The organism is Aggregicoccus sp. 17bor-14 (assembly GCF_009659535.1).
In the GTDB taxonomy this organism is placed as follows: Bacteria; Myxococcota; Myxococcia; order Myxococcales; family Myxococcaceae; genus Aggregicoccus.
On record NZ_VJZZ01000005.1, the window covers coordinates 166,862 to 181,515 of the forward strand.

At 74.8% G+C, this 14,654-nt stretch carries 16 protein-coding genes; 9 read left to right on the plus strand and 7 right to left on the minus strand.

Annotated features, from left to right (window positions below; all coding sequences use genetic code 11):
* Nucleotides 1–4 precede the first annotated feature (4 nt).
* On the minus strand, nt 5–541 hold the full coding sequence (locus FGE12_RS11655) for a chalcone isomerase family protein (protein ID WP_194797806.1): 537 nt from the start codon (nt 539–541) through the stop codon (nt 5–7).
* A 195-nt stretch (nt 542–736) separates the two neighbouring features.
* Entirely contained in the window at nt 737–1,375 is a 639-nt protein-coding gene (locus FGE12_RS11660) for a GNAT family N-acetyltransferase (protein WP_153866501.1), read from the minus strand.
* A 118-nt stretch (nt 1,376–1,493) separates the two neighbouring features.
* On the opposite strand from FGE12_RS11660, the gene FGE12_RS11665 reads away from it, so the two are divergent.
* Together FGE12_RS11665 and FGE12_RS11670 are read left to right on the plus strand one after the other, a co-directional pair.
* Entirely contained in the window at nt 1,494–2,798 is a 1,305-nt protein-coding gene (locus FGE12_RS11665; RefSeq protein ID WP_228530746.1) for an erythromycin esterase family protein, read from the plus strand.
* An 87-nt stretch (nt 2,799–2,885) separates the two neighbouring features.
* A complete protein-coding gene (locus FGE12_RS11670; protein WP_153866503.1) occupies nt 2,886–3,527 on the plus strand; it encodes a protein-L-isoaspartate(D-aspartate) O-methyltransferase in 642 nt (213 codons plus the stop codon).
* Nucleotides 3,528–3,545: 18 nt separating this feature from the next.
* Here FGE12_RS11670 and FGE12_RS11675 read toward each other — a convergent pair whose 3' ends face one another.
* Nucleotides 3,546–4,037: a nuclear transport factor 2 family protein gene (locus tag FGE12_RS11675; RefSeq protein ID WP_194797807.1), complete on the minus strand. Its 492-nt coding sequence runs from the start codon at nt 4,035–4,037 to the stop codon at nt 3,546–3,548.
* A gap of 103 nt (nt 4,038–4,140) precedes the next feature.
* On the opposite strand from FGE12_RS11675, the gene FGE12_RS11680 reads away from it, so the two are divergent.
* Both FGE12_RS11680 and FGE12_RS11685 read left to right on the plus strand, forming a co-directional pair.
* Complete coding sequence (locus FGE12_RS11680) at nt 4,141–4,926, plus strand: alpha/beta fold hydrolase (protein ID WP_153866504.1); 786 nt, start codon at nt 4,141–4,143, stop codon at nt 4,924–4,926.
* A gap of 346 nt (nt 4,927–5,272) precedes the next feature.
* A complete protein-coding gene (locus tag FGE12_RS11685) occupies nt 5,273–5,923 on the plus strand; it encodes a hypothetical protein (protein WP_153866505.1) in 651 nt (216 codons plus the stop codon).
* A gap of 18 nt (nt 5,924–5,941) precedes the next feature.
* Here FGE12_RS11685 and FGE12_RS11690 read toward each other — a convergent pair whose 3' ends face one another.
* Together FGE12_RS11690 and FGE12_RS11695 are read right to left on the minus strand one after the other, a co-directional pair.
* On the minus strand, nt 5,942–6,238 hold the full coding sequence (locus FGE12_RS11690) for a hypothetical protein (RefSeq protein ID WP_153866506.1): 297 nt from the start codon (nt 6,236–6,238) through the stop codon (nt 5,942–5,944).
* A 132-nt stretch (nt 6,239–6,370) separates the two neighbouring features.
* Nucleotides 6,371–6,703, minus strand: a complete 333-nt coding sequence (locus FGE12_RS11695) for a hypothetical protein (protein ID WP_228530747.1) — start codon at nt 6,701–6,703, stop codon at nt 6,371–6,373.
* Between the two features lie 200 nt (nt 6,704–6,903).
* Between FGE12_RS11695 and FGE12_RS11700 the strand changes: the two genes are divergently transcribed.
* Nucleotides 6,904–7,113, plus strand: coding sequence for a hypothetical protein (locus FGE12_RS11700; protein ID WP_153866507.1), 210 nt, complete (start codon nt 6,904–6,906; stop codon nt 7,111–7,113).
* Nucleotides 7,114–7,132: 19 nt separating this feature from the next.
* Here the strand turns inward: FGE12_RS11700 and FGE12_RS11705 are convergent, their stop codons facing one another.
* Nucleotides 7,133–8,047, minus strand: coding sequence for an AEC family transporter (locus tag FGE12_RS11705; protein ID WP_153866508.1), 915 nt, complete (start codon nt 8,045–8,047; stop codon nt 7,133–7,135).
* An 85-nt stretch (nt 8,048–8,132) separates the two neighbouring features.
* Here FGE12_RS11705 and FGE12_RS11710 point away from each other — a divergent pair, with 85 nt between their 5' ends.
* From FGE12_RS11710 to FGE12_RS11725, 4 genes are all read left to right on the plus strand, one after another.
* Nucleotides 8,133–9,434: an MFS transporter gene (locus FGE12_RS11710; RefSeq protein ID WP_228530748.1), complete on the plus strand. Its 1,302-nt coding sequence runs from the start codon at nt 8,133–8,135 to the stop codon at nt 9,432–9,434.
* Nucleotides 9,435–9,648: 214 nt separating this feature from the next.
* The gene (locus tag FGE12_RS11715) at nt 9,649–10,071 is read left to right on the plus strand and encodes a hypothetical protein (protein WP_194797808.1); all 423 of its coding nucleotides are present in this window, start codon (nt 9,649–9,651) and stop codon (nt 10,069–10,071) included.
* 6 nt (nt 10,072–10,077) lie between these two features.
* Complete coding sequence (locus FGE12_RS11720; protein ID WP_153866510.1) at nt 10,078–11,376, plus strand: nitrogen regulation protein NR(II); 1,299 nt, start codon at nt 10,078–10,080, stop codon at nt 11,374–11,376.
* A gap of 24 nt (nt 11,377–11,400) precedes the next feature.
* Nucleotides 11,401–12,747 carry a sigma-54 dependent transcriptional regulator gene (locus FGE12_RS11725; RefSeq protein WP_153866511.1) on the plus strand — a complete coding sequence of 449 codons (1,347 nt, stop codon included), beginning with the start codon at nt 11,401–11,403 and terminating at the stop codon, nt 12,745–12,747.
* On the opposite strand, the gene traC is transcribed toward FGE12_RS11725, so the two are convergent.
* The gene (gene traC, locus FGE12_RS11730) at nt 12,729–14,642 is read right to left on the minus strand and encodes an outer membrane exchange accessory lipoprotein TraC (protein WP_228530749.1); all 1,914 of its coding nucleotides are present in this window, start codon (nt 14,640–14,642) and stop codon (nt 12,729–12,731) included. The genes FGE12_RS11725 and traC overlap by 19 nt on opposite strands.
* Nucleotides 14,643–14,654 lie beyond the last annotated feature (12 nt).

Genomic DNA, 14,654 nt, shown 5'->3' on the forward strand with positions numbered 1-14,654 from the left:
GCGCCTACAGCGGGTTGCGCTCCAGCCACGCGGCGAAGAGCGCATCCGCGAAGGGCTTGCCCGCGATGAATGCATCCTCGCGCACCTGGCCCGTCACGTAGGTGCCCTGCCCCGGCACGTAGGTGATGAGCAGGTCCTCGCCCTTGCGCACGTCGCGCAGCGCGCCGATGAACTGCTCGAGCCCCGCCTTCATCTCGGGCGACTGCATCGACGACGCGGTGCCCAGCGTGGAGCGGATGTTCTCCACCAGCTGCTCGCGGCGCAGGTTGCGCTTGAGCGTGATGTGCAGCCGCTTCGCGCAGGGCTTGGAGAGCGCCTCCTGCGTCGTGCGCGGGTCCGCCTCCATGTAGAGGCCCCACACGAACACGTCGAACCAGAGCTTCTCCTTGAGCGCGGCGCGCCGCAGCCGCAGCTCGCGGCCCTCGACCTGCACCGTCTCGGCGAGCTCCACGTTCGCGACCACCCGTGCGTCCGACACGCTGCTCCACAGCGCGGCCGCCGCCACCACCATCCTCCCCGTCACCCGCATGGCCTCGCCCATTCGACCCTCCCGTTGCTGGCACCCGGAGCTGTGCATGATCCGTGCGCAGACCGGCGGGCACCCTCTCTTCCCACCAGTGGACATCTCAAGCCCACGTCGCGACGGGAGCGGGCGCGCCCAGGCCCCGCACGCGCGCCGGCAAGGACGATCCCGACGGGCGCCCGCAGCCTGAAAAATTGACAGGAGGGGCGCGGATCAGCCGCGTGTGAGCAGCCCCTCGAGCAGCGCGGCCGGGAGCCTGTTCACCGCGCCGTACTTCTGGGCGTACATCGCCCGCACCAGCGCCTCCGGCTCGAACGATTCGACCGGATGGGCGGTGGCCGCGCGGTACAGCAGCCGCATCGGCAGTGGCCCGGCGCCCGCGGCGAGGGGCGGCTGCAGGTACGCGGTGGGCAGCGGCTGCGCGCCCGCGCGGGTGAAGAAGCGCAGGCGCCGCTCACGCACCGCACGCTCGGCCGCGTCCGGCGCCGTCTCGGGCGGGTCCACCTCCCAGACCAGCCCGCGCGCCACCCGCCCCTGCGCGGCGAGCGCTGCGGCCCCCTCGCGCCACGCGGCCTCCAGCAGCGCGCCTCCCCTCCCCTGCCCCCGCACGCCTGGTGCGAGCGCGAGGTAGACGAGGAACACCACATCCGGGTCCTGCAGCAGGTGCAGCACCGCGAGCCCCTGCGTGACGCCGCCCTCGCGCGCGGCGAGGGCGCGCCCCACGCCCAGGCGGAGTGAGCGCAGGATGACCTCGGGCGGCTCGCGCTCCGAGGCGGGGAAGGCCTGGGCGTAGAGCGTCCAGAGGGCAGCGTCCTGCGCGAGCTCATCGGGCGACAGCGAGAGGAGCGTCATCCCTCACCCTCTCCCAGGGGGAGAGGGGACAGGGGCACGGCGGGCCGCCCGGTGCTCGCTGATGGGGCTGCTGCACTTTGGCTGTATGCGCTCGGAACCATCCTCACCCTCGCGTGCGTTGCTCGACGGGCTCTGCTGCGCAGCCCTGCCCTACCACGGCGATGCCCGGGAGCTCGGCCCGCTGCTCGAGGCCATCGGAGATGCGCGCTTCGTGCTCCTGGGTGAGGCGACCCACGGCACGCACGAGTTCTACCGCACGCGCGCCCAGCTCACGCAGCGCCTGCTCGCCGAGCGGGGCTTCGACGCGGTCGCGGTGGAGGCCGACTGGCCGGACGCGCTCTGCCTCAACGACTACGTGCGCGGCCGCGAGGCTCCGGACGACAGCCCGGACGAGGCGCTCGCGACCTTCACCCGCTTCCCCCGCTGGATGTGGCGCAACGAGGAGGTGCGCGAGCTGCTCGCGTGGATGCGCGCGGAGGCCCGGCACGCGGGCTTCTACGGGCTGGACCTCTACAGCCTGCACGCCTCCATCCGCGCCGTCGTCTCCTACCTCGAGAAGCACGACCCGGCGGCCGCGGCCCGGGCCCGCGCGCGCTACTCCTGCTTCGAGCAGTACGGGCACGACCCGCACGAGTACGCCGAGGCCGCGGGCTACGGCCTCACCTCCAGCTGCGAGCAGGCGGTGGTGCATCAGCTGCTCGAGCTGCAGCAGCGCGTGCCCCCGCACGGCGACCCGGACTCGCACTTCCACGCCGAGCAGAACGCGCACCTCGCGAAGAACGCCGAGGCGTACGCGCGCGCGATGTTCGCGGGGCGCCACGCCTCGTGGAACCTGCGCGACACGCACATGGCGGACACGCTGGACCGGCTCGCCGAGCACCTGGAGCGCCGCAACGGCCACCCGGCGCGCATCGTCGTGTGGGCGCACAACTCGCACCTGGGCGACGCGCGCGCCACGGGCATGGGGGACGAGGGCGAGCTGAACCTCGGCCAGCTCGTGCGCCAGCGCCACGGGCGCGAGGCCTTCAACCTCGGCTTCACCACCTTCAGCGGCACCGTGCTCGCGGCGCGCGAGTGGGACTCGCCGGGGCTGGTGCGCACCGTGCGCCCCGGGCTCGCGGACTCCTACGAGGCGCTCTTCCACCAGGCGGGCACGCACGCGGGCATGCCGAACTTCCTGCTGCGCATGCAGGACCTCGGCGAGGCGGCGAGCGGCGCGCTGCGCGAGCGGCGCCTCGAGCGGGCGATCGGCGTGGTGTACGCGCCCGCCACCGAGCGCTGGAGCCACTACTTCGAGGCCGAGCTCCCCGCGCAGTTCGACGCGGTGATGCACTTCGACGAGAGCCACGCGCTGCGCGCGCTGGACGCGGACGCCGGGCGCTCGGAGGACGAGGTGCCGGAGACCTTCCCCTCCGGCCTCTGAGGGCCTCTCGCCAGGCAGGCGGAGGAGCGGCGCCTGCACGCCGTCCTGCACTACGCGCCGCGTCCCGGGCTGCCTACCCTTGAGGGCATGGCCGACTGGGAGCTGGCGGAGATTCTGGGGCGCGAGGGAATCCGGGACCGGCGGGTGCTGGCGGCGATCGCCGCGCTCGAGCGCAGCCGCTTCGTGCCCCAGCAGAGCGTGGGGATGGCGAGCGGCAACTACCCGCTGCCCATCGGCTACGGGCAGACCATCAGCCAGCCCTACGTGGTGGCCTACATGAGCGAGGCCTTGCGGCTGATGGGCCACGAGCGGGTGCTGGAGATCGGCACCGGCTCCGGCTACCAGGCGGCCGTGCTCTCGCAGCTGTGCGCCGAGGTCTACACGGTGGAGATCATCCCCGAGCTGGCGGCGAGCGCGCGCACCCTGCTCGAGCGCGAGCTGCGCCTGCCCAACGTCTTCTGCCGCCAGGGCGACGGGAGCCTCGGCTGGCCGGAGGCCGCGCCCTTCGACGCCATCCTGCTCACGGCCGCACCGGCGCAGATTCCCGGCGCGCTCATCGAGCAGCTCATCCCGGGCGGCCGGCTCGTCGCGCCCGTGGGTGAGCAGAGCGAGCACCAGCAGCTGGTGCTCGTGGAGAAGGGCGCGGGGGACGGCATGCCGCGCGTGAAGGCGCTGCTGCCCGTGCGCTTCGTCCCCATGACGGGCGAGGCGCAGGACCCGCACGCGTGAGCCGGTGAGGGAGGCGGGCTACTTCTGCGGCGTCCCCGCGAGCGCCTTCTCGACCAGCGCCTTCACGTCCTTCGTCACGGCGTTGGGGATGGGGATGGAGAGGTTGTACTGGGCGATGCGCCACGCATCCCCCGAGCGGACGAGCACGCCCGAGCCGCGCGCAGGGCCCATGTTCGGCGTGTCGAGTGCCTCGTCGAACCAGGCGAGCTGCCCGTCCTTCGAGAAGCTCACGTGCCGCTGCACCGCCTTGAAGCTCCAGGCCTTCTTGCGCGCGAAGTAGGGGTGCGCCCAGGCCTTGAACTCGTCGCGCGTCCAGCGCTCGGTCGCGTCCGTGCCGAGGAAGACGGCGTCCGGCGTGAAGAAGGAGAAGTAGCGCTCCTCGTCCGCGGCGGCCGCGGCCGCGTGCCACGCGTCGAGGACCTGGGCCACCGCGGCCTCGCTCCGGGGCGCCGCGGGGGACGGGTGGGCAGGCGAGGCGGAGAGCAGCGAGAGCAGCAGCAGCGCGGTCACGAAGCACCTCGTAGTGGGAAGCAGGCAGAGCGGGTATGAAGCGCGCCGGCGCCTGCCCACGTCAAGCGGGCGCGCCGCTGCAGCCGGAGAGGATGACGTCACGATGGCACTCGAGAGCTTCCAGGTGGGTGAAGGGCCGGTGGCCACGGTGCTGCTGCACGGCTTCCTCGGCAGTGGGCGCAACCTTCGCTCGCTGGCGAGCGCGTGGAGCGCCGTGGACCCGCAGCGCCGCTTCTTCCTGCCGGACCTCACCGGCCACGGCAGCTCGCCGCCGCTGCCCGAGGGGGCGACGCTGGAGACGCTCGCGGCGGACGTGGTGGCGAGCGCGCGCGAGGGCGGGCTCACCGGCCCGCTGCACTTCGTGGGGCACTCGCTGGGCGGGCGCGTGTCGCTCGTGGCCGGCGCGCGCTTCGGCGCGGACGTGGGCCGGGTGGACCTGCTGGACATCACGCCCTCGCCCATCCCCGCGGCGATGAGCGAGAGCTCCGGCGTGCTGGAGCGGCTGCTCGAGGCGCCGGCGCAGGCGCCCGACCGGCGCACCATGCGCACGGCCCTGCTCGAGCGCGGCCTCAGCGCGCCGCTCACCGACTGGCTCCTGATGAACCTGCGGCCCGTGGACGGCGGCGGCGTCACCTGGCGCTTCGACCGCGAGGCGCTCGCGCGGCTGCACGCGCGCGTGAACAGCCAGGACCTCTGGGCGCTGGTGGAGCGCGAGCCGCACCCGCCGCTGCGCTGCATCCGCGGCGGGCGCGCGGGCTACGTGACGGACGCAGACCTGCGCAGGCTCGAGGCCGCGGGCGTCCCGGTGGCGACGCTGCCGGAGGCCGGCCACTTCGTGCACGTGGACGCGCCGGACGCGCTGCTCGCCTGGCTGCGCGCAGGGGACTGACGCCAACTCGAGGCCCCAGAAATGGAAAACGGAGGGCGCTCCCACCTTGGAAAGAGCGCCCTCCGTCGTGCGCGCAGCAGGCCGCGATCGGTATGCAAGGCCAAAGTGAGGCGGCCCCCGCACGCGCGCAATGTGGGCAAGCCTTCACGCACAGCGAAGTGATCTGCGACCAACAGATTAATTTTCCGCTCTGGATTGCAGCGATCACTCGGTCCCGGCCACGCGGTGCGGGTGACGCGTAGCGGTCAGCCTGCTGCGACTGGTGGTCAGGTGTGCGCAGGTGAGCGCCCTCCCTAGCCTCGCCGGTACGCTTGGCTGGGCAGTGGCCCGGCACGAGGAGGCCCGCATGCATGCCCTGTCATCGGAGCTCGTCCCTTCCGGTCCGGCGCTCACCCTGCCCCCGCGGCTGCAGCAGCTGCTGGCGGCGCTGCCGGATCGCTACCTCGCGGAGCGGCTCGCGCGCGTGTGGAGCGCGGCGCGCGAGGCGCTCGAGGAGGTGGAGCGCCTGGTGCTCGCCCCCGAGGGGCTCGACGAGCCGGGGGCAGACCCCGCGCGCCTGAGCCCCTGGGAGCACGTGGCCCCCGCGGTGCGCGACACGCTCGCGGCGCTGCAGCGGCTGCTCGCGCGGGTGCGCATGGACTTCCCCACCCAGCCGCCGGAGGACTACACGGCGAGCGACGGCGCGCCCATCGTGCGTGCGCAGCCCGCGGAGCAGGCGGCGCTCTCGCTGGGGCTGGCCGCGGCGCGCCTCGGCGCGCGGGCCCAGGTGCTGGGCGAGCGGCTGCGGCGCCCGGAGCGCGACGGCGAGCCGCAGGAGCTCGCGCGCGAGCTGCGCGAGGTGCACCACGACCTGCGCGCCGAGCTGCGCGACCTGGTGCTGCGCAGCGCGCAGGCCTTCGCGCCGGTGGGCCGCGACGCGCTGCCGCTCGTGCAGGCGCCCGCGAGCGCGGTGCGCCTGGTGCGCCCGCTGCCGGACGCGCTCACCGGCGGCGACTAGCGGCTCGCAGGCGGGGTGCTACTTCGCGCCTTCGGGCTTCGGGCTGCCCTCGGGCAGCTGCGCCTGGGCGGGGCGCTCGGGGAGCACGCGCAGCGCCTGGTAGCGCTCGGCGAGCGTGCCCTCGGTGAGCTCCTCCTGCCACTGCTTCGGGTTGGTGTTCCAGGCGAAGTCCTCGGGCACCTTGCCGCCACCCTGGTTGCGGTAGCCGATCATGTCCGGGAACTGGTCCGTGTAGCGGCCCGCCGGATCCGGCTCGCGGGTGATGTCCTCGCGCTTGGGGCGGTGGATGAAGGGGCGGCGCTCGCTCTGGCTCATGGGACGGGGGCTCCTTGCGTGCGGCAAAGGGACGATTGATTGTCCCCCCACATACCTTGAAGGGCCGCGCGGTGCACGGCACATGCTCGGGTGCGTCCTGCAGCGGCGCTGACGGGCGTCAGAAGCCGGGCGTCAGACGCCGGCGGCGGCCCGGGCGGCCGCGCTGCGCAGCGCGCTCGGCTGCGCCGCGCGGGGCGACGTGCGGCGGCGGCGCGGCGAGGGCAGCGGCAGCACGCGCGGCCCCAGCGCGAACACCGCGGCGAAGAAGCGCGCCTGGGCCTCGCTCGCGTAGGGGTAGCGGCGCACGCTGCCGTCCTGCAGCCGCACGTGCACGCTCCAGCCGCGCCGCTCGCGCACCAGCGCCACCGGCGGGCTGGGCGGCGCGGAGGACTCCACGCCCGCGTCGAAGCTGCGCTCGATGGCGCGCTCGAGGTCCTGCTCGCTCACCTCGTCCAATCCCCCCATCACGCCCTCCCCCCCTGCGTTCTGCACTTCCAGGGGACCCACCTGCATGGAAGCGGCGTGCCACGCGGCCTGCGCGTGTATTCGGGCACTTGCGGGGAGTCGCAGGAGGCGTGCGGCCGGGCGATCGGTAAAGAGTACCGGCCTGTCATCCCTGGCCCACGGGTCCTTGTGCGCGCCGCTTTCTGCGTTAACTCAAGTGCATGACTCAATCGACCGAAGACCGGGGTGAGCGCGTCGCGGACTTCACCCTCCCCGAGGGCTGCGTGCTGTGCGGCGGCGCGGTGGACATCCGCGCCACGCCTGCAGGAGCGCACAGCTACTGCCCCACCTGCCACCACCTCTCCAAGCCCCAGCTGCGCATGAAGAAGGACAGCCTGGAGCTCATCTACGCCACGGACGCGCTCGCGTAAGTCACAGCGCCTCCGCGCCTCACATCCCGCACGCCCGCATCAGCCACAGCAGTGCGGGCGCGCTCAGCAGGGAGAGGGGAATTCCCAGCCCCACCATGCGGGTCGCGAGCTCCGGGTCCAGCCGGCGCTCCGCCGCGAGCAGCGCGGCGCTCACCATGGGCGCCGTTCCCACCTGCAGCACCGTGGCCTCGGCGAGCACCGGGTCACCCGAGGGCAGCAGGCGGAAGAGCAGCGCCGTGACGAGCGGCGCGAGCAGCATCTTGTAGCCGAGCCCCACCGCGAGCGCGCTCCGGTGCGCGGAGAGCCCCGAGAGCCGCAGCGAGAAGCCCACCGAGAAGAGCGCGAGCGGGGTGAGCAGCGCCCCCAGCCGCGCGAGCGAGGTGTCCAGCCACGCCGGGTAGGCGAAGGCGTGGGTGGCGAACGCCAGCACCAGCGCGATGAACGAGGGAAAGGTGAGCACGCGGCGCAGCACCTCGCGCCCACTGCCGCCTCCGCTGCTCGCGCGCGCCGCCACGGCGCTCGCCACGGTGGCCAGCGCGAGGAAGGAGCCGAGCTGATCCACCACCACGGCCACCTCCACGCCCTTCGGGCCCAGCAGCGCCTCGGCCATGGGCAGGCCCACGAAGGAGGTGTTGCCCAGCCCCGCGGTGAGCGCGAGCGCGGCCTGGCTCTGCGGCGAGAGCCCGAGGCGCGCGCCGGTGAGCCGCACCAGCAGCAGCGAGCCGAAGAACACGCCCCAGGGGGCCGCGGCCGCCGCGAGCAGCGCCGGGCGCACGTGCAGCGCGTGCACCACGTTGAGCACCAGCGCGGGCAAGGCCACGTTCATCACGAAGGCGTTGAGCGCGAGCGGGGTGTTCGCGGGAAAGCGCGCGCTGCGGCGCGCGAGCGCTCCCAGCAGCAGGCAGCCGCCCAGCAGGCCCAGCACCACGCTCATCGCCGCGCACCCATCGCGCGTGCACGCTCGCACGCGGGTGCGGGCACCCGAAAGGGCTTTGTGCCCGGCGCGCCGCTGACCCATCATGCGCGCCCGCGCAGCGCAGGAGGAGACGGGCATGCAGCCGGAGGGCGGAGCACAGGGCCGGGGCCGCCTCGCCACCTTCGTGCGGGGCGCGGCCGGCGGCCTGCCGCCCGTCTACTGGTACCTGTGGGTGGGCACCTTCGTGAACCGCCTGGGCGGCTTCGTGGTGCCCTTCCTCGCCTTCTACCTCACGCGCGAGCGCGGCTTCAGCGTGGCGCAGGCGGGGCTGATGGCGAGCCTGCACGGCGCGGGCGCGGTGCTCGCGGCGCCGCTGGGCGGGCAGCTCGCGGACCGCGTGGGGCGGCGCTTCACGCTGGTGGGCGGGCTGTGGCTGGGCTCGCTCGCCATGGCGCTGCTGGGCTTCGCGCGCAGCCACGTCGAGATCGCCGTCGCCACCTTCACGCTCGGGCTGCTCGGCGAGATGTACCGGCCTGCGGTGCTCGCGGCGATCTCCGACGTGGTGGCGCCGCCGGAGCGCCCGCGCGCCTTCGGGCTGCTCTACTGGGTCATCAACCTGGGCTTCGCCGTCGCGCCGCCGCTCGCCGGGTGGATGGCCCAGCGCAGCTACCTGCTGCTCTTCCTCGCGGACGCGGCGACCACCTTCCTCTACGGCCTGCTCGTGCTGCTGCGCGTGCCGGAGACGCGGCCCGCGCGCGGCAGCGAGGGCACGCACGCGCAGGGCGGGCTGCTCACGCCGCTCGCGGACCCGGTGTTCGTCGCCTTCGGGCTGCCGGTGCTCGCGGTGGCCTTCGTCTTCTTCCAGAGCCACTCGGCGCTGCCCCTGGACCTGAGCGCGCGCGGCGCCTCGCCGCAGACCTTCGGCAGCGTGCTCGCGGTGAACGGCCTGCTCATCGTGCTGGTGCAGCCCTTCGCCAACCGGCTGGTGGGGCGCATGCGGCGCTCCAGCGCGCTCGCGCTCAGCGCGGCCCTCACGGGCCTGGGCTTCGGGATGCACGCGCTCAACGACAGCGTGGTGGGCGCGCGCTTCGCCGTGGCGGTGTGGACGCTGGGAGAGATTGCCCAGGCGCCCGTCGCGCCCGCGGTGGTGTCGGACCTGGCGCCGGTGCACCTGCGCGGCAGCTACCAGGGCGCGTACCACATGCTCTGGGGCCTGGCGGCGTGCGCGGCGCCGGCCGCCGGCGGCTGGGCGCTGGGGCACCTGGGCGCGCTGCCGCTGTGGGGCGCGTGCCTCGGCATCGGGGTGCTCTCGGCGCTGGTGCACCTGGGCATCGGCCCCTCGCGCCGCCGGCGCCTCGCGCAGCTGCGGGAGCAGGCGCGCGAGGTGAGCACGGCGCTCGACTAGGGCGCGCGCGCCTGCCTGCTCGGCGTGCGGGGCTCGGAGCCTGCAGGGCCTGCAGGTTCCGCAGGCCCCCCTCTGCGGATCTGGCAGACTGCTCCGCGGCCCTGCTGTCCGCGCGCAGCGTTGTCCCGTGATGTCGCGCGCTTGGCGCCGTGAAGCCCCTTGGCCCGCGCGTTGCTCAAGGAGAGCGCATCAACCCGCAGCAAGGAGAGACACGATGCGATCGATGAACCGCAAGGCGCTGGCGATGGTGGTGCTGGGCTCGCTCACGGCGGCCGGGGTGGGCTTCGCGCAGGAGGGCAAGGAGGGCGAAGGCCACATGCCTCCTCCCGAGGTGCTGCAGAAGTACGACACGAACAAGAACGGCAAGCTCGACGACACCGAGCGCGCGGCGATGCGCGCCGACCGCGAGAAGCTGCGCGCCGAGAAGCTCGCCCAGTTCGACAAGAACAAGGACGGCACGCTCGACGACACCGAGCGCAAGGCGATGCGCGACTCGATGCTGGCCGAGCGCTTCAAGCAGCTGGACAAGGACGGCAACGGGCAGCTCTCGCTCGCCGAGTTCCAGGCGGGCATGGACCACGGCGGCCCCATGGGCTGGGGCGGCGGCCACGGCCGTCACGGCGGCGGCCCCCGCTAGCCGGCGATGAGCGCGCCGGCCTCCTCCCGCTCGGGCCCGCCGCCGCGGCTGCGCGGCGCCGCGGCGCGCCTCGTGGCGCTGCTGGGCGCCGCGCTGCTCGGCGGCGCGCTCCTGGTGACGGCGTGGGCGAGCTACGCGAGCGTGCGCGCGGCCTCGAGCACGCTCCTGCGCGGGCAGGCCAGCGCGGTGCAGCAGGCGGTGCGCGCGCACCTGCTGGAATTGGAGGGGCCGCCGAGCGAGGCGGCGCTGCAGGCCATCCTCGAGGACGAGACCCCCGCGGGGCTTCGCGCGCTCGTGCTGCTGGACCGGGGGCACGCGCCCCTGCGCGTGGGGCAGCTGCGCGGACCGCTCCTGCCGGATCCGGCACGGGTGGCCGCGCTCGCCGAGGAGCCGGTGCGGGTGGGAGACCGGGTGCGGCTCACCTTCCGCGCGCGCGTGCCGGTGGAGGAGGCCGCACTCGGTGGGCGCAATGCGCGCGAGCGCGGCCGGCCCACGCTGGTGGTGCTGGAGGTGGAGCCGGTGCAGGCAGAGGCGCTGCGGCGCGCGGCGGTGCGCACGCTGGCCATCGGCGCGGTGGCGGCCGCGGCGCTGTTCGCGGGCGCGCTGCTGCTGCTGCGCTGGCTGCTGCGGCAGGCGGAGCTGGAGCGGCAGCTCGAGCGCGAGCGGCGGCTCGCGGGACTGGGGGAGATGTCCGCGGTGCTCGCGCACGAGATCAAGAACCCGCTCGCCTCGCTCAAGGGCAACGCGCAGCTGCTCGCCCACGCGCTCGCGGACTCGGAGCGCCACGGCGCCAAGGCGCGCCGGGTGGTGGACGAGGCGGTGCGGCTCGAGCGGCTCACCGGCAGCCTGCTCGAGTACGTGCGCACCGGCGAGCTGCACCGCGAGCCCGCCTCCCCTGCCGAGCTGCTGCAGGAGGCGGCCGAGGCGGTGCGCACGGGCAGCGCGCCCGGGCAGCTGGCGCTCGCGCCGCAGGAGAGCGGGGCGCCCTGGCTGCTGGACAAGGAACGCATCCGCCAGGTGCTGGTGAACCTGCTGGACAACGCGCTCGCCACGGGAGCGCCCGTGCGCGCTTCCGTGCGCGAGGAGGCGGGGCAGCTGCGCTTCGACGTGCAGGACGCGGGGCCGGGCGTGCCGCCCTCCGAGCGCGAGCGCATCTTCGAGCCCTTCCACACCACGCGCACCCGCGGCACGGGGCTCGGGCTCGCGGTGGCGCGCCGGGTGGTGGAGCAGCACGGCGGCAGCATCCGGGTGCAGGAGGCGCCCGGCGGGGGCGCGCTCTTCACGGTGGTGCTCCCGCGCGGCTAGCGCAGGCGGAGAGAGGACGGCGAGATGGCGCGCATCCTGGTGGCGGACGACGAGGCGGGCATCCGCGAGTTCATCCACGACACGCTGGAGCTGGACGGCCACGCGGTGACGCTGGCGCAGGACGGGCACGAGGCTGCGGCGCAGCTGGACTCGAGCGGCTTCGACCTGCTCGTCACGGACCTGAAGATGCCGGGGCTGGACGGCATGGCGCTGTTGCGCAAGGTGCGCGCCGAGCAGCCGGAGATGGAGGCGCTGGTGCTCACTGCGCACGGCACCATCGACACGGCGGTGGAGGCGATGCGGCTGGGCGCCTTCGACTACCTGCGCAAGCCCCTGAGCGGCCCGGACGAGCTGCGGCTGGTGGTGAGCCGCGCGCTCGAGCGCCGGGGCCTGAAGAACCGCGAGGAGGGCGCGGCGCTCGACGAGCGGGGCCCTGCACTGGGCTACGGCGACCCGGCGATGGCGCCGGTGGTGGACGCCATCGGGAAGGTGGCGCGCACCAGCGCCACGGTGCTGCTGCTGGGCGAGAGCGGCACCGGCAAGGAGGTGGCGGCGCGCGCCATCCACGCGCAGAGCCCGCGCGCAGCAGGGCCCTTCATGGCGGTGAACTGCGCGGCGCTCACCGAGACGCTGCTGGAGAGCGAGCTGTTCGGGCACGAGAAGGGGGCCTTCACCGGCGCCACCGAGCGGCGCCGCGGCCGGCTCGAGCTCGCCGACGGCGGCACCTTCTTCCTCGACGAGGTGGGCGAGCTCAAGCCCGAGCTGCAGGCGAAGCTCCTGCGCGTGCTGCAGGAGCGGCGCTTCGAGCGCGTGGGCGGCACGCGCACGCTGGAGATCGACGTGCGCTGGGTGGCCGCCACCAACCGCGACCTCGACGCGATGCGCGCCGAGGGGCGCTTTCGCGACGACCTCTACCACCGGCTCTCGGTGTTCCCCATCCAGCTGCCCGCCCTGCGCGAGCGCCCCGCGGACATCGTGCCGCTCGCCCGCGTGCTGCTCGCGCGCATCTCGCGCGAGCTCAAGCGCCCCGGGCTGCAGCTGAGCCCGGGCGCCGAGCGCCAGCTCGCCCTCGGCCGCTGGCCGGGCAACGTGCGCGAGCTCGCGAACGTGCTGGAGCGCGCCGCCATCCTCAGCGAGACCGCGCTCATCGGCGAGGAGCACCTGGGCGTGCCGGGCAGCACCGTGGCGCCGCCGCCCCCGTCTTCAGTCGAGCCCGCAGGCGCGGTGCGCAGCCTCGCGGAGCTGGAGCGGGAGGCCATCGCGCGGGCGCTCGCCGCGGTGGGGGGCAACCGCCGCCGCGCCGCCGAGCTGCTGGGCATCGGCGAGCGCACGCTCTACGACAAGCTCAAGCGCTACGGCCTGGAGGCCTGAGGCTCCGGCTCGGAGCGGAAGATGCCCTCGGGGTGGGCGAGGCCGCGCGCGCGGGCGAGCGGCTCGAGCACGTCCTGCGGGGGCGCATCCGCGGTGAGCAGCAGCGCGCGCACGGCCGCCTCCACCACGTCCTCGGCCGCCGGGCGCACCATGCCGCGGCGCGCATCCGCGACCTTCGCCTGGCGGTAGACGTCGAAGCGCTCGCGCACCTGCTTCGCGATGGCCTCGGCCGCCCGGTCCCCGGCCTCCACGCGCAGCTCCTCGGCGCTCTTGAGCTGCACGGGGTCCGCGAGGATGCCGTACTTCTCGTAGCCCTTGTGCGCCACGTCCTCGAACTGCGCCGCGTAGTCCTGGGTGCGCGGGGCGGGCGTGCCGGCGGCCCCGAGGTCCTCGAGCACGGAGGTGACGGTGGCCTTCACCACGCGCCGGTGCGTCTCCACGTCGTAGACGAAGTCCGCGTACATGGGCTGCTCCACGGTGAGCGGCGTGCGGTACACCGCGTCGCGCCCGCGCTGCACCTCGCGCCGCTGCAGCTCGCTCTTGCGCTGCGCGTCCTCCAGCTCGCCCTCCAGCGCGTGCACCACGTCCTGGCGCTGCACGAGCGCCTTCTCCTCGTCCGCGCAGGCCGCGCTCGCCCCGCAGCGCGCCGCGGAGCACACGTCCGCCACCTTGTCGGGGCTCGCCGGGGGCTTCTCCGCCTTGCCGCCCGCGGCGGCGCGCGCCGCCACCTGGGTGGCCTCCTGGGCGAGCTGGCCGCAGGCCTCGAGCGCGCGCTGGCAGTCGCGCCGCTCGCGCTCGCGGCAGCGCTCGGCCGCGGTGCGCGCCGCCGTCAGCTCGGTGCCCTTCTTGAAGTACTCGCGCAGCGCCTGCGACTCGGCGCGCTCCACGTCCTCGAGCGTGCGCTCGGTCTGCAGCAGCTTGCCCTCGAAGTCCTTGCGCTCCGGGTTGGGCACCGCCTTCATCCCCGCGAGGTAGCGCTTCGTGCGCTGGCTGGGCGTCTGCTCCTCGAGCGCGAGCACCCGCTCCAGCGCGAGCGAGAGCCGCACACCCACCTTCCCCGCCGGCGCATCCGTCACCACGCGCAGCGGCAGGCGCGTGGGCAGGTAGGTGGCGAGCCTCCCGGGCTCCAGGCGCGCCGCCACGTCGGGCGCGTCCGCGCGGTCCACCGGCAGCCCCGCCACGACGAGGAAGGCCACCTCCTCGCGCAGCCGGCGGCGCAGGCCCTCCGCGCGCTCGCGCGCTGCGGTGGCGCCCGGGCGCTCCTGGTCCGCGCGCAGGAAGCCCACCAGCGCGTTGCCCAGCAGGCCGCGCTCCTCGAGCCGCTCCGCCTCGCGAAACCAGCGCTGCGCGTACGCCGCCTGCACGTTGAGCCGCCCGGCCTTCGCCGCCACGAGCTGCTCGGAGGCGGCGGGCGGGCTGGCCACGGCGAGCACCCCTTCGAACTCCGCCTGCGCATCGCCCAGGCGCTCCTCCTTCAGCGCCGCCTGGCCCTTCGCCACGCGCGCGCCCAGCACGCGCGCGAGCTCGGCGCGCGCCTCGCTGCTGTCCGGGTCCAGCTCCAGCGCGCGCAAGAGCAGCCGCTGCGCCTCGGGCAGGTCGCTCTCCTTGCCGCGCGCCTCGTCCAGCACCTGCGCGCTCCAGGCCTCGCGCACCTTGCGCTGCTTCAGCCGGATTTCGGAGTCGCTCGAGTCCACCACCAGGGCGCGCGCATACGCGGCGTCCGCCTCGGCCCACTGCTGCGCGGCGGCCGCCTTGTCGCCCTCCTTCACGGCGCGGTGGAAGGCGGTGCAGCCCGGCAGGGCGAGCGCGAGCAGCAGCAGCAGCAGCACCCGGGGCAGGATGAGAACCAGAGGCCGGCGCGGGGAGGCGGGGCGGGCGGCGAGGGGGTGGGTCACCCCTGCATTCTC